Origin of the sequence: Streptomyces sp. NPDC093094 (genome assembly GCF_044754345.1) — a bacterium.
Classification (GTDB): domain Bacteria; phylum Actinomycetota; class Actinomycetes; order Streptomycetales; family Streptomycetaceae; genus Streptomyces.
The window spans coordinates 337,091-358,288 of the sequence record NZ_JBIVOX010000005.1 but is presented as its reverse complement, the minus strand read 5'-3'; the positions used below and the strand labels follow the sequence as shown (position 1 = coordinate 358,288).

17 protein-coding genes and 1 pseudogene are annotated in these 21,198 nt (G+C 67.4%); 6 read left to right on the top strand and 12 right to left on the bottom strand.

The window, feature by feature from the left end; translation table 11 throughout:
* The first annotated feature begins 594 nt into the window (after positions 1-594).
* A complete protein-coding gene (gene aspS / locus ACIQGV_RS12715; protein ID WP_402493754.1) occupies positions 595-1,905 on the top strand; it encodes an aspartate--tRNA(Asn) ligase in 1,311 nt (436 codons plus the stop codon).
* On the opposite strand, the pseudogene ACIQGV_RS12710 reads toward aspS, so the two are convergent.
* Positions 1,895-2,106, bottom strand: a pseudogene (locus ACIQGV_RS12710) (flavoprotein); the annotation flags it as partial. The gene aspS and the pseudogene ACIQGV_RS12710 sit on opposite strands and share 11 nt — an antisense overlap.
* Before the next feature lie 90 nt (positions 2,107-2,196).
* On the opposite strand from ACIQGV_RS12710, the gene ACIQGV_RS12705 reads away from it, so the two are divergent.
* The gene (locus ACIQGV_RS12705) at positions 2,197-3,054 is read left to right on the top strand and encodes a hypothetical protein (RefSeq protein ID WP_402493752.1); all 858 of its coding nucleotides are present in this window, start codon (positions 2,197-2,199) and stop codon (positions 3,052-3,054) included.
* Here the strand turns inward: ACIQGV_RS12705 and ACIQGV_RS12700 are convergent.
* The 5 genes from ACIQGV_RS12700 to ACIQGV_RS12680 all read right to left on the bottom strand — a co-directional run bounded on the left by ACIQGV_RS12700 (position 3,042) and on the right by ACIQGV_RS12680 (position 6,238).
* Positions 3,042-3,899, bottom strand: coding sequence for an aldo/keto reductase (locus ACIQGV_RS12700; RefSeq protein ID WP_402493749.1), 858 nt, complete (start codon positions 3,897-3,899; stop codon positions 3,042-3,044). The genes ACIQGV_RS12705 and ACIQGV_RS12700 overlap by 13 nt on opposite strands.
* Positions 3,833-5,029, bottom strand: coding sequence for a JmjC domain-containing protein (locus tag ACIQGV_RS12695; RefSeq protein WP_402493747.1), 1,197 nt, complete (start codon positions 5,027-5,029; stop codon positions 3,833-3,835). The genes ACIQGV_RS12700 and ACIQGV_RS12695 overlap by 67 nt, the downstream gene beginning before the upstream one ends.
* Before the next feature lie 85 nt (positions 5,030-5,114).
* Positions 5,115-5,282, bottom strand: coding sequence for a hypothetical protein (locus tag ACIQGV_RS12690; RefSeq protein ID WP_167307964.1), 168 nt, complete (start codon positions 5,280-5,282; stop codon positions 5,115-5,117).
* A 147-nt stretch (positions 5,283-5,429) separates the two neighbouring features.
* Positions 5,430-5,570, bottom strand: coding sequence for a hypothetical protein (locus ACIQGV_RS12685; RefSeq protein WP_402493744.1), 141 nt, complete (start codon positions 5,568-5,570; stop codon positions 5,430-5,432).
* Between the two features lie 176 nt (positions 5,571-5,746).
* Complete coding sequence (locus ACIQGV_RS12680; protein ID WP_402493742.1) at positions 5,747-6,238, bottom strand: ATP-binding protein; 492 nt, start codon at positions 6,236-6,238, stop codon at positions 5,747-5,749.
* Positions 6,239-6,490: 252 nt separating this feature from the next.
* Between ACIQGV_RS12680 and ACIQGV_RS12675 the strand changes: the two genes are divergently transcribed.
* Together ACIQGV_RS12675 and ACIQGV_RS12670 are read left to right on the top strand one after the other, a co-directional pair.
* Positions 6,491-7,834, top strand: coding sequence for a transcriptional regulator (locus ACIQGV_RS12675; protein ID WP_402493739.1), 1,344 nt, complete (start codon positions 6,491-6,493; stop codon positions 7,832-7,834).
* A gap of 72 nt (positions 7,835-7,906) precedes the next feature.
* Positions 7,907-9,079, top strand: coding sequence for a serine hydrolase domain-containing protein (locus tag ACIQGV_RS12670; protein ID WP_402493737.1), 1,173 nt, complete (start codon positions 7,907-7,909; stop codon positions 9,077-9,079).
* A 78-nt stretch (positions 9,080-9,157) separates the two neighbouring features.
* Here the strand turns inward: ACIQGV_RS12670 and ACIQGV_RS12665 are convergent, their stop codons facing one another.
* From ACIQGV_RS12665 to ACIQGV_RS12655, 3 genes are all read right to left on the bottom strand, one after another.
* Positions 9,158-10,843: a TIGR04141 family sporadically distributed protein gene (locus ACIQGV_RS12665; protein ID WP_402493735.1), complete on the bottom strand. Its 1,686-nt coding sequence runs from the start codon at positions 10,841-10,843 to the stop codon at positions 9,158-9,160.
* A 109-nt stretch (positions 10,844-10,952) separates the two neighbouring features.
* Entirely contained in the window at positions 10,953-11,333 is a 381-nt protein-coding gene (locus tag ACIQGV_RS12660; RefSeq protein ID WP_400891842.1) for a hypothetical protein, read from the bottom strand.
* Positions 11,330-13,804, bottom strand: coding sequence for an AAA family ATPase (locus ACIQGV_RS12655; RefSeq protein ID WP_402493732.1), 2,475 nt, complete (start codon positions 13,802-13,804; stop codon positions 11,330-11,332). The genes ACIQGV_RS12660 and ACIQGV_RS12655 overlap by 4 nt, the downstream gene beginning before the upstream one ends.
* A 316-nt stretch (positions 13,805-14,120) precedes the next feature.
* Between ACIQGV_RS12655 and ACIQGV_RS12650 the strand changes: the two genes are divergently transcribed.
* Together ACIQGV_RS12650 and ACIQGV_RS12645 are read left to right on the top strand one after the other, a co-directional pair.
* Positions 14,121-14,777 carry a DUF433 domain-containing protein gene (locus ACIQGV_RS12650; protein ID WP_070204397.1) on the top strand — a complete coding sequence of 219 codons (657 nt, stop codon included), beginning with the start codon at positions 14,121-14,123 and terminating at the stop codon, positions 14,775-14,777.
* Complete coding sequence (locus ACIQGV_RS12645; RefSeq protein ID WP_176162646.1) at positions 14,767-15,153, top strand: toxin-antitoxin system, toxin component, PIN family protein; 387 nt, start codon at positions 14,767-14,769, stop codon at positions 15,151-15,153. Before ACIQGV_RS12650 ends, ACIQGV_RS12645 begins: the two co-directional genes overlap by 11 nt.
* A 39-nt stretch (positions 15,154-15,192) precedes the next feature.
* On the opposite strand, the gene ACIQGV_RS12640 is transcribed toward ACIQGV_RS12645, so the two are convergent.
* From ACIQGV_RS12640 to ACIQGV_RS12630, 3 genes are read right to left on the bottom strand one after another with little or no spacing between them, the layout of a single operon-like run.
* Positions 15,193-18,459 carry a type I restriction endonuclease subunit R gene (locus ACIQGV_RS12640; RefSeq protein WP_402493729.1) on the bottom strand — a complete coding sequence of 1,089 codons (3,267 nt, stop codon included), beginning with the start codon at positions 18,457-18,459 and terminating at the stop codon, positions 15,193-15,195.
* Entirely contained in the window at positions 18,456-19,556 is a 1,101-nt protein-coding gene (locus ACIQGV_RS12635; protein WP_402493726.1) for a restriction endonuclease subunit S, read from the bottom strand. The genes ACIQGV_RS12640 and ACIQGV_RS12635 overlap by 4 nt, the downstream gene beginning before the upstream one ends.
* Positions 19,549-21,189: an N-6 DNA methylase gene (locus tag ACIQGV_RS12630; RefSeq protein WP_402493724.1), complete on the bottom strand. Its 1,641-nt coding sequence runs from the start codon at positions 21,187-21,189 to the stop codon at positions 19,549-19,551. The genes ACIQGV_RS12635 and ACIQGV_RS12630 overlap by 8 nt, the downstream gene beginning before the upstream one ends.
* Between the last annotated feature and the right edge of the window lie 9 nt (positions 21,190-21,198).

Sequence of the window (21,198 nt, the reverse complement as noted above, 5' to 3'; positions counted from 1 at the left end):
GAGGGGGTCGCTGGGGTGGTGCGGGTACAGGGGCGCCTCCGTGGGTTCGGGGGTGGGTGTTCTGGCGGGGGTGTGTACGTTGACATGGCTTGCGGCCGGGCACCAGTCATTTCCGGGGATTTCCTGTCTGCCAGTGGCGAACTGGAAATAAGGCGGACAAATTTGCCCTAGCACGTAGGGGCCAGCCCCCTCGTCCTGCCTGAGTACGGAAGGGGCAGACGGCATGACGACGAGCGAGTAAACCGCGTTCCTTCATGCGTCTCTGGCTGCACGCCCGTCTTTTTGATTGCTGCTGTCACTGCCCGCTCCGTATCCTGCTGGGCAACGCGTTGACGGAGACGAGTACCCACAGATCACGCGAGCAGAGAGAGCCGCTGGAAGCTGGGAAGGCGGTCTCGCGTCCCGTGGTGAAGACCCTCCTGAGCGCGGGGAGGAACGACCCGCGTCTGGTGGTCCAATTCCCCGCCGGCCAGCCCCCGTCACTGGGCCTGAACGAGGTCGCCACCATGTGGCGGCGAAAGTGCGGTGGTACCGCGAGTTGCCCTTCTCGCCCGCACTCCCAAGGGATCATGACGACGTCCTTCGGAGGACCGAATGATCCACAGCCGCGTACCCGTCTCCGACCTACGAGAACACGTCGGCCGTACCGTCTCCGTCTGCGGATGGGTGAACACCCTCCGCCTGCAGCGCCACATGCAGTTCGTCATCGTGCGCGACCACACCGGCATGGTGCAGGTGACCCACAAGCGCGACGACGGGCCGCTGGAGGCCCAACTCGAAGCTCTCACCTCCGAGTCCGCAGTCAAGATCACAGGACGCGTCGTCGACGCAGCCCAGGTCAAGCTCGGTGGCCTCGAAATCGTCCCCGAGGCTGTCGAGGTTCTGAACCCGGCCGCGACGCCGCTGCCCATCGACGAGCACACAGGGCTGGAGCAGAGGATGGACTGGCGCTTCCTGGACGTGCGCCGCCGTCCTGCCACTCAGCTCCTGTTCGCCGTGCAGACCACCCTGGAACAGGGCATGCGCGAGTACGCCTACGCGCAGGGCGCCACCGAGATGCACACCCCCAAGCTCATGGGCACAGCCTCGGAGTCCGGCGCGGAGGTCTTCGAGGTCGGCTACTTCGGCCGCAGCGCCTACCTGGCGCAGTCGCCGCAGTTCTACAAGCAGATGGCGATCGCGGCCGGTATCGACAAGGTCTTCGAGATCGGGCCGGTCTTCCGCGCCGAGCCTTCGTTCACCTCGCGGCACGCCACCGAGTTCACGGGCATCGATGTGGAGTTGGCCTGGGTCGACGGCGTCGAGGACGTGATGGCGTTCGAGGAGCAGATGCTCGCCCACGCGATCGCGAAGGTCGCCGAGGCGCACGGTGAGGCGATCGCCGAGCACTTCGGCGTCGAGGTCACCGTGCCCATGACGCCCTTCCCCCGCGCCACCATGGCCGACGCATGGGAGATTCTGCGTAAGGGTGGCTGGGACCTGGCAGGGGTGAAGGAAGACCTGGACCCGGAAGGCGAGCGGAGCATCTCGGCTCACATCAAGGAGGCCACCGGGCACGAGTTCGTGTTCATCACGCACTACCCGGTCGGCATCCGGCCCTTCTACCACATGCGGTCGGCCGACGACCCTAGCGTGACCCTGAGCTTCGACCTGCTCTGGAAGGGCCTGGAGGTCACCACCGGCGCGCAGCGCGAGCACCGGTACGACGTGCTGCTGAAGCAGGCCGCCGAGAAGGGCATGAGCCCTGAGCCGATGCAGGACTATTTGAACGCGTTCCGGTATGGATGCCCGCCCCACGGCGGCCTTGGCATGGGGCTCGGGCGAGTGCTGATGGTGCTGCTCGGTCTGGACTCCATCCGCCAAGCCAGCTTCCTGTTCCGCGGGCCGAACCGGCTCACTCCGTAGCAAGCCGCACGGACAATCTGGGCTTGAGCAGTTTCCAGCGCCTCCTCTCGGCTGGCCAGTCCGCCCCACCCCGGGCCTTCGGGCGGTGGGGCTCGGACGAAGCGATCAGGGCGCCCATCTCGTGCAGTCGCTCCAAGCTCAGGCCGTAACGGGGTGGGGGGCCTGAGCAGAGTTCAGAAACGGCAGGACGGCGGTGGGGACCCTGCAGTCGGATTCTGGATTGGCTGGTGGCTACCGCCCGTACTTCGGCAAACAGGCGCCTCTCACTGCGCCACTGCTACGGTCGCGTCCATGACGCTCTCGGTCTCCACGGGTCAGGCTGTCGACCTTCGAGTACAGCCGGTTGACGAGGTTCTTGATCGCGTCGAGCGGTCTCTCCAAGTGGGGCTGCTCCCGGAGACGATGGTGCGTAAGCGCCGATCCGTGGGGGCCAGAACAGACCGCGACACCTGGGTTCGGATTGAACGGCGCCTGCTCGACAAGATCTCCGACCAGGGGTGGAACGGGACTGAGAGTGCCGCTCGTCTGAAGGTCATCGCCCAGCCCGAATGGCACGGATGTGTGGTCTGGCGGGCCACGGACGGGCCGGTGATGTGGCGAGCCGACGAAACCGAACTCCTGCCAGGGGCTCGCGTCGGAAACGCCATCCTGAGCGAAGACCCAGAACTGCCAGATGACTGGTGGGAGGCGTTGAACGCGTCGTTGGACGCGCTGGCGGCCCAGAGCACGAGCCGGGTCGCCACACCGGACACCGAGACCATCACCCAGGGGCTGGTCACCGAGTCCATCCGCGGTGTCTTCTCCGGCGATTTCGATCCGACCATCGAGCAGTGGGTACCGGCCCACGCGGACCTGAACTGGGCCAACATGACCGCTCCGGCGTTCAGTCTCTTCGACTGGGAGGACTGGGGTAACGCGCCGCGGGGTCTGGATGCGGCCTCGCTGTGGGCGAGTTCCCTTGCCGTCCCGGCTCTGGCCGATCGCGTATGGCACGAGCGCCGGTCCGACTTCGAGAGCTGGGACGGCAAGCTGATGACGCTGTTTGCCTGCTCGAAGATCCTCGGGCCGTACGCGCACCCGGAAGACCCTCGGCTGGAACCCGCCCGGCGCATGGCCGAGCAGGTCTTCAAGGAGCTTCAGGCCAGCTGATCGTGTGAACGGTCTCGCAGGAGACTCCGGTACTCCTGGACTGTTCGTTCCTCGACCTCGCCGACCAGGGCGCCGATGAGTTCGCCCAGATGGGCGGGCTCATCAGTGCCCACAGCCACAGTGCCGACCCTCGGCAGGTGATAGGCGGCTATGAACGCCGCTTGCATGCAGGAGAGTTGACGTCTGTCACCGAGGAAGACGCGGGGGTCGATCCTGGCCCACACCGAGTCGCTGGTGCTGCCGCCGAAGGGGCTCATGCCCCATACCTCGCTGGGGTCCAGGTCCCACGCCTTGATGAGGGCGTCCGCGGCGTCCAGCGTTCTGACTCCGACGAGTAGGCCGGCGCGGACCATGAGGGTCGCCGGCCTGGGTACAGCCGGGCCGATCAGTTCCACCAGGGATGAGGGATCCCAGGAGGCGATGCCCCAGGCGGCGCACAGGCCCTTGCCCGTGGCGTCATCGAGGGCAGCGCACGCTTCTGCCAGCACCTCCTGGCCACCAGGGCCGGCCTCGCGGAGCGAGTGTTCCGGGTTGTGCAGGAACACTAGATCCGGCTCCTGCCCCAGGTCCCTAGCCGCCTGTTCCACGGCTGCGTGCAGCCGTACGGGAGCCAGGGAGTGCTCCGCCCCGCCCGGTCCCGGAAAGTAGCCCACCTTCGTGGAGACGGTGAACTTAGGCAACAGGGCTCCGGCCGTCTTCGCCAGGACCTGATGCGAACGGAAGCCGAGGTAGTTGGTGCTGGTGTCGAGTGCTGTGACGCCGAGGTCGAGCGCCCCGATCAGGAGCCGGCGTTCGTGACGAGACCGGTGTAGCCCGAGAACAACTCGGGGGTCAGCACCGCGCACAGCTCCTCCTCCACCAGGATCTCAGCGACCTCCGCCACCTCGGCTCCGACGACGGCCGTGGCCTGTTCCAGCGCGACCGGCTTGCCGCTGAGCAGCAGACGCAGTGCGGGCAGGGCCTTGGCCGCGAGGGTGAGCTTCTTCCCCGAGGCCACGACGTCGACGGTCTCTCCGCGCTCTTGAAGCTGGGGCGGGAAATGGGTGGTGCACACCACGGCGTCGAGCGGCCCGAGTACGTCGAGGAACGGCACGTGCCGAGGCAGGGTCGTCGCCTGCTCGTACGCGTCGAAGAAGTCGGCCGGCGGACGCTCGCTGACCAGCTGGGCAGCGGCCTCGGTCAGCGCGGCGGTGCCGGTTCCGTGCCGGCGGTCAAGGTCGTGGCGGAAGATCTCGCGCTCGCGGCACCAGTCGGCCAGCCACGCGAGCCAGCTCGCCCCGGTGCGCTTGGTGATGCCGAACGTGACGTGAAGGCTCTTGCCGGAGCCGCTGCCGGTCCGTGTCGCCTGGTGCCAGTGGCCCCGGGGGATGTGCATGACGTCGCCGGTCCGCATCAGGCCGGACCAGATGATCTCGTCGCTCGGAGTGCTGTTGGGGTCGGCGTCCCGGTACATCGGGACCGGACGGGAGGTTGCGCGGACCTCCCACTCCTTCTCACCCGCGAGCTGGACGATGACGACATCGTGGTCGTCCCAGTGCAGGGGGAAGCCGGAGGCGTCGTTCGTCGTCAGGTACGCGTTGACCTGGACTCGCTCGCGGGACCACCACTGCAGGGCCCGGCAGGCGACCTCCATCGTCGGATCGAAGATGTTGGCCTGGTCCATGATCACCGTCGCGCCTTCCCTCAGGAGCCTGCCCAGGCTGCGCATGTTGACCATGGAAATGCTCTGGCCGCGGGGACTGACGCTGTCGGTGTAGTAGATGGCCGGATGGACCTCCTCGCCCTTCTGGAAGCACCGGAACTGCGGGCGGTTCAGACTCCTGCGCATCGCGACGTCGAGCAGGCGGTTCGGAGTCATGATGCGGGAGACGAGCGCGGGGTCGTCCATGCTCCCGCGTACAAATTCCTTGCCCAGCGCCTCGGCTCCACTCCAGCCGAGCGCTGCCTCGATGGCACTGATCAACCGGTGTTCCATCGTGCGTCCTCCATGGGTTCGACCACTGATGCGGACGCGGTGAGGGCCGGCGCGGCCGACCACGCCAGCCCTCACCGCTTGGTGCCTACTCGCTGTCGTGCAGGTTGCCGTCGCCACCCGGCCACGGCGCGTCGCCGGAACTACCCTGGTTGTCCGACCGGAGGCTGTCGTACCGGTCGTGGACGGCGGTCAGCTCTTGCACCGCCACCAGGAGGCCGCTCCGGGCCGGAGGCGGTGTCGTGGGCTCTGCCACCTCGTACTCCTTCCTCTTCGGTTCTCCCGTCAGGGCTCCGACGGGAGGTCTATGGCCGCCCCACGGCCGTGGGCGATGTGGGTTGCGGTGGGGCGGCGGTCATTGGCAGCTCGATGAGCGGCAGTCCGGCGCCAGGGACAGGGCAGGTCAGCGGTGGTTCGGCCGGCCGCCGACGTCCTCGCGCATGTTGATCTCCAGAACGCGCTGGTCCAGCTCATACAGACAGGCACGGCAGGCGTAGAGGGCCGCGTGCATGCCGCTCGACCGGACGGGCCCGATCCACGTCACCTCGACGTCGTCGCGTCCGCACCACAGCCAGCACTCGCCGCGTGCCTGCCACTCGTGGCGATCCCAAAGCGCGTAGTCAGTGGGCTCTCTGGTGACGGGGTCGATGTCTCGGCGGGTGGGCCGGAAGACCACGTCGGGATCAGGTAGCGGATTCGCTCGTAAGGTGTGTCGTCCCATCACGCGACCGCCAGGGCGAGCGACTCGGGCTCAGCTACTACGCCGCGCCTCGGCCGTAGCGCGAAGAGCCTGCGCAGAACGGCAGCTCGGATGGCGGGCGCCGCTTTAGGAAGCGGGATCTCCGCCCATACGCGTTTGCCCTGGCCGGCGGGTTCCCAGGCACACCGCGAAGCGAGAAGCTCGACCAGCGCCAGGCCGCGCCCGCTCTCGTCGTCGGCCTGGGCACAACTCATCTGCGGAGCAGCAGGGTTGTCGTCGAGTACGTCGATCACCAGGCGGCCGGGCCGGTGGTACAGCGTGACGGTGACGGACCCTTCCCCATGGACCACGGCGTTGCCGACGAGCTCGGAGGCGACGAGACGGATGGCGTCAGCCGCGTCGTCGTTCAACGGCACACCCCACGCACGCACCTTGTCGACGACCGTGCGCCGGGCGAGGGAAACTTCCCTCTCCTCACCCGCGAGGACGAACCGATGGACGAGCGTGGACATGGCGGACGCCTCCGAGGAGTTGGAGAGCGGCTCCGTCCCCTGACGGGGAAACAGGGGCGGAGCCGCCGATCTGAGAACCGTTCTGGAAGCTGCACCCTGCGCGGGCTCCGTGGACGGCTGATATTCAGTCAACGGCCCCTGACGGCAAGGCGGAACGTTTCTAGGGGGTTCCTCATGGGGACGCCCTCCCCGTACGCGGCCACGCGAAGTAGCCTCCCCACTACGCCTTGAGGGGATGACGGGAGTGATGACATGCCTGGTGAGCCGTTGGCAGTCCACCCGCTGAGCTTCCTCCGCCAGACGCGTGGATGGGGGAAGGCCGAGTTCGCCCGGCTCATGCAGGCGCACGGGCGGTCGCTCGGAATCCCGCTCGCGACCAACCGGACCACCGTATGGAAGTGGGAGCAGGGACAGGAGCCGGACGCGGACGCCCAGCGCGTACTCGCCGACCTGCTGCGCGTCCCGTACGAGCAGGCCCGGAGGGAAGGTTGGCCCCGGTGGCTGCCGGTCTGGGAGGTCACGGGACTCACCGCCCCGTGGACCGAGGCCGGTACCGTTGAGGCGTTGTCCGAACTCGTGGGGAGTGGCCGCATGGATCGCCGGGGCTTTCTCACCATCACCGGCGCCGCCTTGACGGGCCTCGCGGCGAGCTGGGTGGACGCGCCGTCCGCCTTCGCCTCGGCTCTGGGCGGGGATCAGGTCACGGACACGATGGTCTCGACGATCGAGCAGCGCATCAGCACGCTCCGTACCCTCGACGACCAACTCGGCGGGGCCACACTCCTGGAGCAGGCACGCGGCGATCTCGCCCTCGTTACCGGACTCCTCAGCACCGGCAGGTACACGGAGAGCATCCGAACCCGCCTCTACGCCCTGGCCGCCCGGGTGTCGCACCTGACCGGCTGGATGGCCTACGACGCCGGTCTGCGGTCCGCCGGCCAGCGCTACTACGTCGGCGCCCTGCGCAGCGCCCGTACCGCCGGAGACGACGCGTTCGGCGCCTTCATCCTCGCGGAGATGGGCGTTCACGTCTCCGAGGCCGGACGGACCGCCGAGCGCGTCGCTCTCATCTCCACTGCCATCGACAACGCCCCTCGAACGCTGTCGCCTTACACCCAGTCCTTCCTCTACCTGCACAAGGCCGAGGCGCTGTCCCGCGACGGCGACCATGCGAATGCCGGTACAGCGCTCAACCGCGCATTGTCCCACTGGGAGCACCACACGACGGAGGAAAACCCGGACTGGCTCAACTGGTTCGGCGAGGCGCAGCTGAAGTCAACCGAGGGCAAGGTCCTGCTGCGGTCCGGGCAGGTGGAGCGCGCGACCGGTTCCCTGGAGACTTCGGTGAAGAGCGCGGCTCCTCGGGACAAGGCCGTACGCTCCAGCCGCTTGGCCGAAGCCCGGCTCGCCGGCGGCGACCTGGACGGGGCGCTTGACGCCGCGAACTACGGCACCGAACTCCTGGAGAGCAGTGTCAGCTCCGTAAGGGCTCTGGACCGCCTGAAGGAGTTCTCGGCACACCTCGAACCGCGCAAGTCCGTCCCCGCTGTCCGTGAGTTCCGCGAGCGGCTTCAGGCCGTGCCCGTCGCGGCGTGACCGTCACCTCTCGGGTTGAGAGGCCGAGCCCGCCCCCTCAGAGCAGGCTGTCGTAATGCCAGGATGGACGGCATGACGACGATCTACGGTGAGGTCGCGGCTGGGTTCGAACCGGTGCGTGAGGCGTTCGCGGCGAACTTCGCCCAGCACGGGGACATCGGCGCGGCGGTGTGCGTCTACCAGTACGGCCGACCGGTAGTGGACCTGTGGGGCGGTGTCGCCGACCCCGAGACCGATCGTTCGTGGACACGAGACACGCTGCAACTCGTCTACTCGGCGACCAAGGGGGCGACCGCGACCGCGGCACACATGCTGGCCGAGCGCGGTGCGCTGGACCTGGACGCGCCGGTGGCAAAGTACTGGCCAGAGTTCGCCGCGAACGGCAAGGCGGACATCCCGGTGCGCTGGCTGCTGTCCCACCAGGCTGGCCTGATCACACTGGACCAACCCGTCCCGCTGAACGAGGCGTTGGCCTGGCACCCGATGGCAGCCGCGCTTGCCGCTCAGCGTCCCCAGTGGACTCCGGGCACGGCGCACGGCTACCACGGCCGGACCTGGGGCTGGCTCGTCGGCGAAGTGATCCGCCGGGTATCCGGCCGGACACCGGGCCGCTTCTTCGCCGACGAGATCGCCGCCCCCCTCGGGCTCGACTTCTTCATCGGACTCCCAGCGGATCAACGCGACCGGGTTAGCCGCATGGTGTACCAGCGACCGGCCATCGACCTCACCACCGTGCCCGCCGAGTCGGTTCCCGAAGAACTCCGCGAACAGGTCGCCGCCTGGCGGGATCCGGAGTCACTCAGCAACCGGGCGTACGCGGTCACCGACCCCGCCGCGATCGACTTCGACTCGCCCGAGGTGCAGGCCGCGGAACTCCCGGCCTCCAACGGCATCGGCACCGCACACGCACTGGCGCGCATGTACGCCGCGCTGATCGGCGAGGTGGACGGCGTGCGCCTGCTGACCTCGGAGACCCTGGCCTCGGCGGCCAAGGAGCAGGCCAGTGGGAAGGACCAGGTGATGCTGATCCCGAGCCGGTTCAGCTCCGGGTACATGCTGCCTACCGAGACCAACCCCATGATCGGGCCGAACTCTTTCGGTCACACAGGCAGAGGCGGCTCACTTGGTTTCGCCGACCCGGAGCAGGGCATCGCCTTCGGCTATGCGATGAACAACATCATCGGGGGCCTCGACGACCTGCGTGCGACGTCACTGGTCGACGCGGTGCGAAAGTCGCTGGCGTAACAGCTGGCATCGCTGTGGCCCCGAGATCCGGAACGGCTCGCCAGCCACGTCGGTGTACGTCGTTACGGTGCGCGGCGGCTACGCCGCCAACCGCCGAGTCCCAGTCGAGGTGGCGGCCGACGGAGTGGAGGCGATGCCGATGACCTCGACCTGGACGCCCCATGTTTCGAGCGTCCTCGCCGTCTGCACCAAAGTGACCTGTGAGAACGGGAACAGGGTGTCCGCGGTGAGGTCGGTGCCATCCTTCAGCAGGATCGCGAAGACGACTTTCGAAGGCCGGAAGTCTTCCGGCAGACCGTGCGCTTGCCGGGCCGCCGCCACCTTCTTGGCGAACCGTTCCCTGCCCTCCGGGGAGTTCCGTAGCGTCTGTACGGCGACGAGCGCCTGACTGAAGAGATGGCTCAGGGCGTCGGAGCCCTTGGCTCGCTTCACCATGACCAGGACATCGTCCGGGCTCAGCAGGTCGCAGATCTCCACGCCGTTCCCGCGGTGCATGGAGGTCTGTACGTTGTCGCGGTCGAAGCAGACGTACCCAGGCCGCTGATCCGGCACGGACGCGTTGTAGGTGCGTTCCTTCTCCCCGAGGACCCACGGGGGCAGGTCGACGGACGGGGTGTCGGTGATCAGCCGCTCGGCGTGCGAGCGGATCGCCTTCAGATACTCCTGGTCGATCTCGTACCAGTGCTCGTCCATCAGGAAGAACCGGCGGGAGTCGAGAAAGACTTCCGCCTCGATCCAGCGGAGCGCGCTGGACGTCCAGATTTCGTCGGCCCGGTCGGCGCGGCCATGCCGATAGAGGGTGACGGTTCCTTCCCGGAGCGCGGCCACGCGGCTGCCCGCACGCTGGATGCGCGCGCGGCAGAGGACGTACTCAAGGTCGAAGTCGTCGGTCGACCGGCCGGCCACGTCGCTGTTGATCCTGGCCTTGAACGCTCTGGCGGCCATGTAGTCGTCCCAACGGTCGGCGGGGACAGCGACGCTGATTCTCCCGTCGGGCTCCTGTCCCAGAAGGTCGTCGAGGACGGCTTCCAGATGGGTGACTAGGCTGGGATCGTCGACGGGCACGACGTGTTCGACGAACTCCAGCTCCGGACTCGGCTTCTCCTCGCGCAGCACGCGGGCGATCGCACGGATGTCGGCGATCAGGTCGGCGCCCTCCACGCCGAGCCGCATGCGCAGGCCGGCGCCGCCCTCGGCGCTGGAGATCTTCCCCGGGTTGTCCCGGGAGATGGTGAGCGGGATGTTGTCCAGGTGGCCGCCGAGGCGGCGCACGATCTGGGCGTGTTCGACGATGCCCAGGCTCCACACCGAGGCCCCGCTCGGGATCAGGGTGATGTCGGTGCGCCCTCCGCCCGGGGTGTGCGACACCAGGTCCCGGATCTTCGCGGGGTCCACCCGGCGGGACGCGAAGCTCAGGCCGAAGCGGTGGTCCTTCAGGCGGTCGGGCACCAGGCGGAAGCCCTGGTCGTAACCGATCGCGTACACCTCGCCGTCGACGGCCAGCATCAGCAGGCCGGCCGAGCGGTTCACGGGCCGTGACACCTCGATACCTGTCGTACGGAAGATCTCGTCGCACCAGCTCGCGACGGGCTGCTCGAAGCTGCCGGTGACCAGGACCGCTGGTACACCGAGGTTCTCGGGGACGTCGAAGTCTGCGTGGACCCTTTCCAACTGGTTCGCGTCGAGGGCGTCGAACATCGCGTCGGCAGTGGGAGGCACGCCCCTGAGTCGGTACAGGGTTCGCTTGGACGTACGGGCCGTCATGGTGCTGCTCCTCGTTCCGCTCTTTGTGGACGGCGGCGATAACCGCCCTCGTGGTTTCGTTCTCATGCGTGTCTCCTCCCGGCAGCGCCTCTCGCGGCGTCGATGCGGATCAGAGGGCCAACAGGGCGACGAGCGCCGCGACTTCGGTGTGCCATGCGCGGACCTGGTCCTCCGTGGGACCGATCTCGTACTGGTGGTAGTGGCATCCCAGGCAGAGCTGGCTCCACACGGCCTTCGCGCGGCGGGCCGCTCCTGCTTCGGCGCAACCGCGGAGCCAGAGGAACGCGGCCCGCTGGGTGCCCTCCCGGATCGCGCGAGGCGCCCGGTGGGCGGTGAGGCGGTCGGCGACCGCGCTCTCCAGCGCGACCCGGAGGGCGAAGGCTGCACCTCGACACCGGCTCGCCGTGGCGGCAGTGGACGTGGCGGGCTCGCCAGTGTCTGTGAGCAGCAGGTCGGCGGTGTCGAGCAGCTGGCGAATCGTCTGGTTCACGGCCCCTCCTCGGGCTTACGTACCGTCAGAGCGACGGCCTTGATGTCGTCCACGAACCGTTGGGGGTCCGGCATCGAGGTGCCCGCCGGGTGGGCGCCCTCCTGGCACTGCCGGACGAGGTCCACCGCCCTGGGGCCGCACCGCCTGCGCAGCTCCCCGTAGACCTCACCGGCCCCCTTCGTCGGGTCTCCGAAGAGCCCCAGGGCGGCGATGTCCATGAGCGTTACGGCCCCCGCGACGGTCTTCTCCGCCTCGTGTTCGGCCACCCCGGCCCGGTGCAGCCGCAGCCACGCGGCCTCGGAGAAGGCCCGTTCCAGGACGGCGCGGCAGAGGCTGGGCAGCACATGGGTCACCGCGACCGGCGGGAGGTTTCGCGTGCGGATGAGGGCGCGTGCGTCGGCCAGCGCCTGGCGGACCGGATCGGTCACCCGGTTCACGGTCACCACGGACCGGCCCGCCCGCTCCACCTCCAGCACGGTCACCGGGAGTTCCTGGTTGGTGAAGGCCCGCTGGAGTCGCGTGTCGTGGGTGAAGACCACGACCTGCCGGGTCTCCCCGAGGTCGTGCAGCACCTTCGCAAGGCCGTGGACCTTGGCGGGATCCATGGACTGCACCGGGTCGTCGATGACGACGAACCCGAAGGGGCTGTCCGGCGCGGCGGCGCGCGGCAGGAAGAGCGAGAGCGCGAGGGAGTGCAGTTCGCCCTGGCTCATGACGCCGAGGGCCGCCGCCTCGGTGCCGTCGACGGACACGTCCATCACCAGCTTGCGCACATTGGCCTTCTCGCTGCCGGTCAGGCGTACGGAGCGCAGGTCCACGTTGCTCTGCTGGCGCAGTTCCTCCCAGATCTGCTGCGAGTGGTCCTCGAACGGCCGCAGCCGTTCCTCGCGCAGCTCGGCACGCGCCTCCTTGAGCCACTTACGTGCCGCCCTGATCTGGCACAGCCGGGGCCTGCCGGCGTACGCGGGCCGGGCCCGGTCGAGCCAGCCCGCGAGGCGGGTGACACAGGAGCGCCACTCCTCGTCGAGCTTCTCCAGCTCCCGCAGGGCCTCCTCGCGCAGCGCGGCACAGGCGTCGGCGAGGACGAGCGCGGCGGTCTCGGCGCGGGCGGCGAGCCGCTCGGCGTCATCGATCGCCCGGCACGCCTGCCACTCCTCCCACGGGTCCACGAGCGGGGCGGGCAGCCACGCGGGGACCGGCGTGACGAGGTAGCGGACGGCGTCCATCGCGTCCCGCAGTCCGGTGCGGGCCTCCCGCGCGGTCGCGGCCTCCCGTCGCAGGGTCGCCACCTGCTCGGCGGCCCGCTCGGCCCACGCCTCGTCGAGCGCCCGGTCGGACCCGCACACCGGGCAGGTGTTCTCGTCCTCGTGCCGACGGCTGTGCTCCAGGGCCTTGGCCAGCAGTTCCGCGCGCTGGTGGGCGTCCTCGGCGCCCGAGGCACGTACGTCGTCGAGTACGGCGACGGCCTCGCGCAGCCGGTCCACGGCCGCGCCGACCACGCCGAGGTCCGGTCCGGCCAGGGCGGCGGTCGCGCGCAGCTCGCTCAGGCGGCCCTCGTCCGCGTCGGGCAATGCGGTCACGAGGGCGTCGAGCTCGGTGAAGTCGGGCTCGCCCGCCTTGCCGACGACGGCGAGCGCGCGTACCGCCCGCGGGTCGTCCAGTGCGGACAACGCCTCGGCGAGTGCGGGCCGTTCGGCCTCAACCTGCTTCAGCGCGGAGTCGAGCGTCTTCTCGATGCCCTGGAGCCGCTCGTCCGCGTCGGTCAGTTCGCGAAGTCCGAGGATGGCGGCGACCGAGTCGTACTGTTCGCTGGGCCTGCCGTTGAGGACCTTGTCGAGATCCGCGTACGACAGAAAGGGGCTGTAGTCCTTCAGGGCCCGCTCCCATCCGACGCCGACGGAGGGGCGACGGCCGTGGCCCGGCCGTCTGAACTCGACCTCGGGGGCGGTGACGTCGTCGCCGGGCCAGGTGCACGCCAGAGTGGACAGCCGGGGGTCGCCCGCGATGGCGAGGCGGACCTCGACCTTCGGGTCGGCACCGTCGTGCAGGTTGCGCCAGTGCCGGCGCCACACCTCGCCCCGCTGCTTGTCCAGGCGGGCGGTCCGGCCCGTGAGCGCCGTCTCGGCGCCCTCGGCGAAGCTGGACTTCCCCGAGCCGTTACGTCCCACGACGAGGGTGACGCCGGGCTTCGCGGTCAGCGGCAGACGCGCCTTGCGGCCGATGCCGCGAAAGCCGTTGACGCTGATGGAGTCGAGGAACACCCGCTGGTCCGGGTGCGGAGCGGCGGGGGTGCCGGAGGACTCCGTCGCGGTGGCGCTCAGTGCCTCTCGCAGGAGTTCCCGGGCTGCCTCGGCGAGCGCCGAGCTTTCGAGGCGGGCGGTCAGGCGGGAGAGCGTCGAGGAGGCGCCTCGGCGGTGATCGACCTGATGATCGGATGCGTTCGGCTCGTTCTGTGCGGGGTGTTCCGTCATGGTGCTCTCCGCCCTCCGTGGTCGGTTCCTGGGCCGGCCTCATGCGGTGGGCGAGAGGGCTGAGTCTCTCGCTTTGCGCGAGCCCGGTGTGACAGAACCGACGGTAGAGGCGGAGAAGTTATTGAATCCAAGTTTTCAGTGATAACCCTGGTTATCGAGAATCGCGGTCTAAAGTGAATTGAACGCTGCCGGGACTGCCAGGCCAAAGACCGACTCCCTGTGGCTGGCTGAGCCGATGACTGGGTGTGCGGTCCACCTGCAGGTGGGAGGCTTGATGTGGCACGATGCGAAATCCGGCGCCAAGAGGAGGTGGGACATGGTCGACAGGTTCAACGACGGGCTGCTGACGCCCGCAGAGACCGCCTCCTACCTTGAGATTCCGCAGTCGACCCTGACCTCGTGGCTGAAGGGCAAGGCCGCCGGAGCGCCACTGGTCCACCAGGTCGAGCCGGTACGGAGGGGACAGCCTTCGGTGCCGTTCATCGCGGTGGCCGAGGCACACGTTCTTCGTTCTCTGCGTTCTCTGGGCCTCCGCATGAGTGAGATCAGGGAGGCCGCCGCCGCCGTACGAGACGCCTTCGACACCCCGTATGGCCTCGTGTCGAAGCGGATCGCCACAGACGGCGTGGACATCTTCATCGAGCACGGTTGGGGAGATCTCCGCAGAGCCCGCGACGGCCAGGTCCCCATCCACGAAGTGGTCTCCGACTATCTCCGATACCTCACCTGGGAGCCGGGCGACGACTTCCCCTCCAGCCTGCGGCTGAGGCAGTACCCGGACTCCGTCCCCGTCGTGATCGATCCGAGGTTCGGCCATGGTCTCCCCGTGGTGGCCGCCAACCGCGTCACGGTCCAGGCCATCACCGACCTGTGGGAGGCCGGGGAGACCGTCGAGGACATCGCGTACGACTACGACATGACGCCTGCACAGGTGGACGCGCTCTGCCGGGCCGTGGTGCACCTTGCCGCCTGAGTTCTTCCTCGACCGGAACCTCGGTCGCCGTGTCGCGGAAGGACTGAGAGCCTGCGGGTGGACGGTTCACCGCATCGGGGACGTCTTTCCTGACGACGGGCAGGACGTTCCGGACGAGGAGTGGATCACTTACGGTCTCGACCGGTCCTGGGTCCCGCTGTCGAAGGACGGGCGGATCAAGACCCGGGATCTTGAGATCCAGCCCGTCCTGGAGCGCGAGGCGGTGCTGTTCTACCTGGACAACCAGCAGCTTCGCAGTTCCGAGATGGTCGAGCGGCTCGTCGCGCGTCGTGACGCGATCCACCGGGCCGTCGAGAAGGGCGGCCCGGCGGCGTACGCCGTACGGCACGACCGTGTCGAGCGCACCTGGCCGTGACGGGCAGGCGCCCCTGGTGGCGCCCTCCCGCATGCGTTGCTACTTCGCAGCGGGCGCCCACAGGGCGGCCACGATCTCCATCTGCTTGAGGACCAGGTCGATCGCCTCGCGCTCCTCTTCCGGCGGATAGTCGAACATCGCCAGCACGCGGCGGATACGGGTGCGGAGCTTGGCTCGGACGGGTTCGCGGGAGAGCCAGTCGACGGACAGGTTCTTCTGGATGTCCTTGACGAGGGCACGGGCGATCTTGGCGAGGGTGTCGTCGCCGCCCTCCATCACCTCGGCCATGTCACGGTGCGCTACAGCGTCGTAGAAGGCCAGCTCGGCGTGGGTCAGCGGCGGATCGAACCGCTCGCCGCGGCGGGCCTCCGCGGACACCTCCCGTGCCAGGGCGGCGAGTTCGGCGATCACCTGGGCGCTGGTGAGCTGCTGGAGCATGTACCGCTTCATCAGGTCGTTCAGGCGCTCGGTGAAGCTCTCGTTGCGGACGACGTTGTGCTTGGTCACCTCGCGCATCTTCTGCTGGATCATGCGGCGCAGGGCCTCGGTGACCAGGTGGGGGGTCTCGGAGTTCTCCAGCTTCCGCAGTTGAGCCTCGTTGAGGCGGGTGATGTCCAACCGGCCGATGCCGGCCTCCGCGTACAGGTCGGTGATCTCGTCTGCGTCGACGACCGAGGCTGCTAGTGCTTGCAGGTAACGCTGGACCTCGGCGCTGAGGGGCTCCCCGCTCGCCTCGCGCTGGGCGGCGTCGAGCTTGATCATCCATGCCCGGACCTCGCTGAAGAAGGAGATGTCCCGACGCCAGTCGTCCAGGTCCTCGCAGCGCTCGGCGATCTCCTTGCTCATCGCGCAGACACGGTAGAAGCGGTCCAGCCGGGCCGCGCTGTCCTTGAAGCGGACGGAGAGCGGCTTGGCGGGGGGCTCGACCTTGTTGCCTGGGTTCTTCGGGTCGCGCAGGAAGTCGGCGGTCAGGCGCAGCGCGCGCTTGCGGGAGTCGGGGCGGCCAGTATCGGCCAGCCACTCCTTCCAACGGCTCCCGGCCAGCAGCCCCTTGATGGTGGCCAGCTCGTTCTTGACCTCGGTGACGGCCCGTTCGATGTCCGCGCCGAGGGTCTGGTCCTTGCGGTCCTGGTCCGAGTACTCGCGCAGGGCCTTGGTGAGGTTGTCGGTGAGGGGTGCGTAGCCGACGAGCAGGCCGTCCTGTTTGCCGCGGAAACGGCGGTTGACGCGGGCGAGCGCCTGCATCAGGTTGGCGCCCTGCATCGGGCGGTCCATGTACAGGGTGTGGATGGGCGGCGCGTCGTAGCCGGTGAGCAGCATCGAGTGGACGATGAGCAGTTCCAGCTCGTCGTCGGCGTTCCTGGCCCGCTTCTGGACGACCTTCTGCTGGGACTTGCGCAGCGAGTGCTTGCGCATGTGCTCGGGGTCGGAGCGGTCGCCGTGGAAGACGATCTTCATGACGCCCTTGTCGACCTCGTCACTGACCCAGCCGGGCCGCCGCTCGGCCAGCGCGTCGAAGACCCGTACGCAGATCTCGCGGGTCGCGCACACGATCATCGCCTTGCCCGGGGCGCCGATGTCGGGCTTGACCAGCTCGCGGCGCTGCTCCCAGTGGGCGATCAGGTCGTCGGCGAGCTTCGCTATGCGGTCCTCGGAGCCGTAGATGGTGTTCATCGTCGTGGCGTACTGGATGGCGCGGCGGCGTTCGGCGTCGTCCATGCCCTCGGTGAGGGTGTTGGCCTGCTCGTCGAGCGTGTTCGGGTCGACACCCTTGGGCAGGTCGACCTTGATGACACGCGGCTCGTGGAAGACGCGGACCGTGGCCCCGTCGTCCACGGCGCGCTTCAGGTCGTAGATGTCGATGTACTCGCCGAAGACGGCACGCGTGTCGGCCTCGGCCTTTGAGATCGGCGTACCGGTGAAGGCGAGCAGGGTGGCGTACGGCAGGGCATCGCGCAGGTGGCGGGCATAACCGTCGAGGCTGTCGTAGTGCGAGCGGTGCGCCTCATCGACGATCACCAGGATATTGCGGCGCTCGGAGAGAAGCGGGTGCGACTTGCCGGCGTCCTTCTCCTCCTTGCTCAGGCCGAACTTCTGGAGGGTGGTGAAGACGATCCCGCCGACGTTGCGCCGCGTCAGCTCGGTGCGCAACTCCTCGCGTGTGTCGATCTGGTGGGCCTTCTGCCCGAGCAGAGACTCGCTGTCGAGGAAGGTGTCGTAGAGCTGGTCGTCGAGGTCGTTGCGGTCGGTGATGACGACGATGGTGGGGTTGTTGAGGGCCGGGTGACGGGCGACGAGCGCCGCCGTCTCCACCATCTCCTCCGACTTGCCCGCGCCTTGCGTGTGCCAGACGACGCCGGCCTGGCCGTTCGTCCGCGACGCCTCGACGACGGCGTCCACCGCCTTGTTCACCGCGAAGTACTGGTGCGGCTTCGCGATGCGCTTACCGGAGAGTGGCTCGCCCGGCTTGGGCGGGGGGAAGTTGACGAAGTTGCGGGTGAGGGAGAGGAACCGCTCCTGTGTGAACAGGCCCTGGAGAGCCAGGTTCAGCGCGTCGAGGCCGTCGTAGCCGGGCTCGTTGGTGTCGACGCGTTCGCCCTCGTGGTCGACGTTCCAGGGCGCGAAGTGCTCGTACGGCGTGAACGCTGTGCCGTACTTGGCGGTTATGCCGTCCGAGACCAGGCACAGGACGTTGTAGCGGAACGCGATCGGGAACTCCGAGACGTACGTCTGGAGTTGGGCGTGCGCGGACTTGAGGGTCGCGTTCTCGTCGGAGGCGCTCTTGAGTTCGACGACGGCGAGGGGGAGACCGTTGACGTACAGAATGATGTCGAAGCGGCGGTGGCTGCCGTCGGTGTCCCTGACCGTGACCTGGTTGACGGCGAGGTAGCTGTTCGCGTCGGGGTCCGTGAAGTCGACGAGGCGGACGGTGGGGGTCTGCTCGGCGCCGAACTCGTCGGTGTAGGTGAGGCGGATGCCGGTGGTCAGGTATTCGTGGGCCTGCTTGTTTTCTGGGTATGCCTCGCGGGAGGTGGGGTCGGTGGCGATGCGCGTCGCCTCGTGGACGGCGGTGGAGGTCAGCTCCGGGTTCAGCTTCTCGATGGCTGCTTGGAGCTCGTCGTGGAGGATCAGGTCGTCCCAGTCTCGGCGGTGGCCGGTGCCGGGGGCGAGGTCTTTGCCGGTCCTTTTCTCCCAGGCAAGTTGCGCGAGTTCATCCAGGGCCAGGTGCTCCCAGGTGGCCTCGGTCATTTTGGCGTCGAGGTGGGCGGGTGTGTGAGTGGGCTCAATGCCGCTTTCTGTGGTCATACGGCGTCCTCCACGATCTTCTCGGCTTCGCGGACGCGGAGCTTGCCGGACATTAGTTGGGGGAGGAGGGCGTCGCGGAGGGCTGCTAGGGTGCGGCTCTCTTCAGAGCCACGCACCGCTCTCTCAATCAGGGGAGAGGCCGTCGCCTCAAAGCGCGCCCTTTCCTCCGGACCGGGCCAAGGAACCTCAAAAGCGGCAAGGTCAGACCACTTAGCGCGAGGCATTCGCGTGCCACCGCTACGTGCAGTTGCGTGGGCAACAACCTCGTCACTGGAGAGCGCCATCAGAAGCCAACATTGATACGCGTCTTCCGTCGCACGCACCACGATGATGTCTGTCGAACAAATACCGGCAGCCTGAGCAAGGCCCACTTTATGAAAGTAGGGGCGCAACTTACCGAAGAGAATATCTCCTCTTGCGAACCTATTCTTGTTGCTGCTCACCTCCAACGCCTTTCCCCACTCTCCAAGCCAGATACTCCTGCGTGGCATGTGCTCCAGGCCGATGTAGGGTTCTTCCCCTGTTAGGTCCTCCGGCTTCACTGAGTCGCGAACCAGGGATCCAATCCGATCAAGACGAACAACATCAGCTCCATCTCTGGTTGAGTCGTACATACTGCGAAGTAGAGACTCGACAGTGATGGCGAGGCGCTGGTTGAACGAGATCTTGTCTTCCAGGGCGCCAACCACGGCAGCGATATTCTTCTGCTCCTGAGGTTGCGGCAAAGAAATCTCGATTTGAGTAATATAATTCCGATTCAACATGGGTTGAGCGGCACCGGAATTGTACCCAGAAAAGTCGAGCAGATCGAGCAGGTAGTAAACGAACCTGGGATCATTTCCCAAGAAGTCTGTTACGTAAAGCGACGTATTGAGGGGCCAGAAATCTACGTCGCAATACGTTGCTGTTCCCATGGAAGCGCCAGCGCGCCCAAGCACGACTCCTGGCGCCTTCACGATTGCTGTGTCATGAGTTCCGCTTGGGCCCGCTGCGCCCACAACGGGCACAGCTCCAGGCTTCCTCAGAGACGTTGGCAGGTCATGCCCACGCTGGAGCTTGACCAGCTGGTCCAAGGTTGTCTGACGCCACTCAGCCATCGATACGCCCCAATTGTGCCCGCACTGCAGCATCCAACCGTGCCGACTCGTCAAGTTGAGCGAACAGCTCTTTCGTTAGTCGTGCGATACGTTCATCCGCGGGTTCTGCATCCGGGTCATGATCAGCCTCTGCTGTACCCACATACAATCCTGGAGTCAGCAGATAGTCATGCTTCTTGATCTCCTCCAGAGACGCGCTGTAGCAGTATCCAGGAACATTCTCATAGGAGAGACCCTTTTCCTTTGCTGACTGGGTTCCGCGCCACGCATGGTACGAGTCGGAGATCTTCTCCAAGTCGCCGTCCGTGAGGATCCGCTCTGTTCGGTCAAGAAGTGAACCCATTGCTCGCGCATCGATGAAAAGAACCTGGCTTCGGCGGTCGTTGAAATTCTTTGAACCCTGCGGCGACTTATCCTTTGCAAGGAACCACAGGCAAGCCGGAATTGGAGTGGTGCGGAACAAATTTCCCGGCAACACGATCATGCAAGACACTAGGTCCGCCTCGACCATCGCCGCCCGGATCTCCCCCTCGCCGGACTGCTTCGACGACATCGAGCCATTGGACAGGACCACGCCCGCGCTGCCCCTGTCCCCCAGCTTGGAGACGATGTGCTGGAGCCACGCGTAGTTGGCGTTCGATTGTGGTGGAACCCCGTACCGCCACCGCCTGTCGTCCGTCTTCCGTGCCCAGTCGGACATGTTGAACGGCGGGTTTGCCATCACGAAGTCGGCCTTCAGATCCGGCAGTTTGTCATCCGCGAATGTGTCCGCCCAGCGATCGCCTACGCCCTTCGGGTCCATGCCGTGGATGGCGAGGTTCATCTTGGCCAGGCGCCAGGTGCGCTCGTTGGCCTCCTGGCCGTAGACCGCGATGTCGTGCGTGTGGTCCTTGCCGCGCCGCTTCGCGACGAACTTGCCGCTCTGCACGAACATGCCGCCCGAGCCGCAGGCCGGGTCGTACACCCGCCCCTCGTACGGCTCCAGCACCTCGACGATCAGGCGCACCACACTCGCCGGCGTGTAGAACTCGCCGGCCCGCTTGCCCTCGGCGCGGGCGAACTTCTCTAGGAAGTACTCGTACGTCTCGCCCAGCACGTCCTGCGCCGGGCGGTCGCCATGGCCCGTGAAGCGGGCGTCGCTGATCAGGTCGACGAGTTCCTTGAGTCGCTTCTGGTCGACGTTGTCGCGGTTGAAGATCTTCGGGAGGACGCCGGTGAGGGTCTTGTTGGCCTTCATCACCTCGTCCATGGCCTCGTCGAGGAGCTTGCCGACGCCGCCGTCCGCGCTGGCCGCGTTCTCGGAGATGTGGTCCCAGCGGGCGGTTGGGGGCACCCAGAAGACGTTCTTCTCCGTGTACTCGTCCTTCTCCTCAAGGAAGGCCGCCCGGCGGTGCTCGGGGATCTGAGCCAGCTCGGGGTCGGCCGCCAGTTCCTCGCGTCGTTCGGTGAAGGCGTCGGAGACGTACTTCAGGAAGACCAGGCCGAGCACGAACTCCTTGTACTGGGCGGCGTCCATGGAGCCACGGAGCTTGTCCGCGGCCTTCCACAGGATGTCCTGGATCTCTTTGGTGCTGGAGACACTGAGCAGTTCGCCCTGTCCGGCGGCTGCCGCGGCTCGCTTGCGGGGAGGCATCGTTCCTTC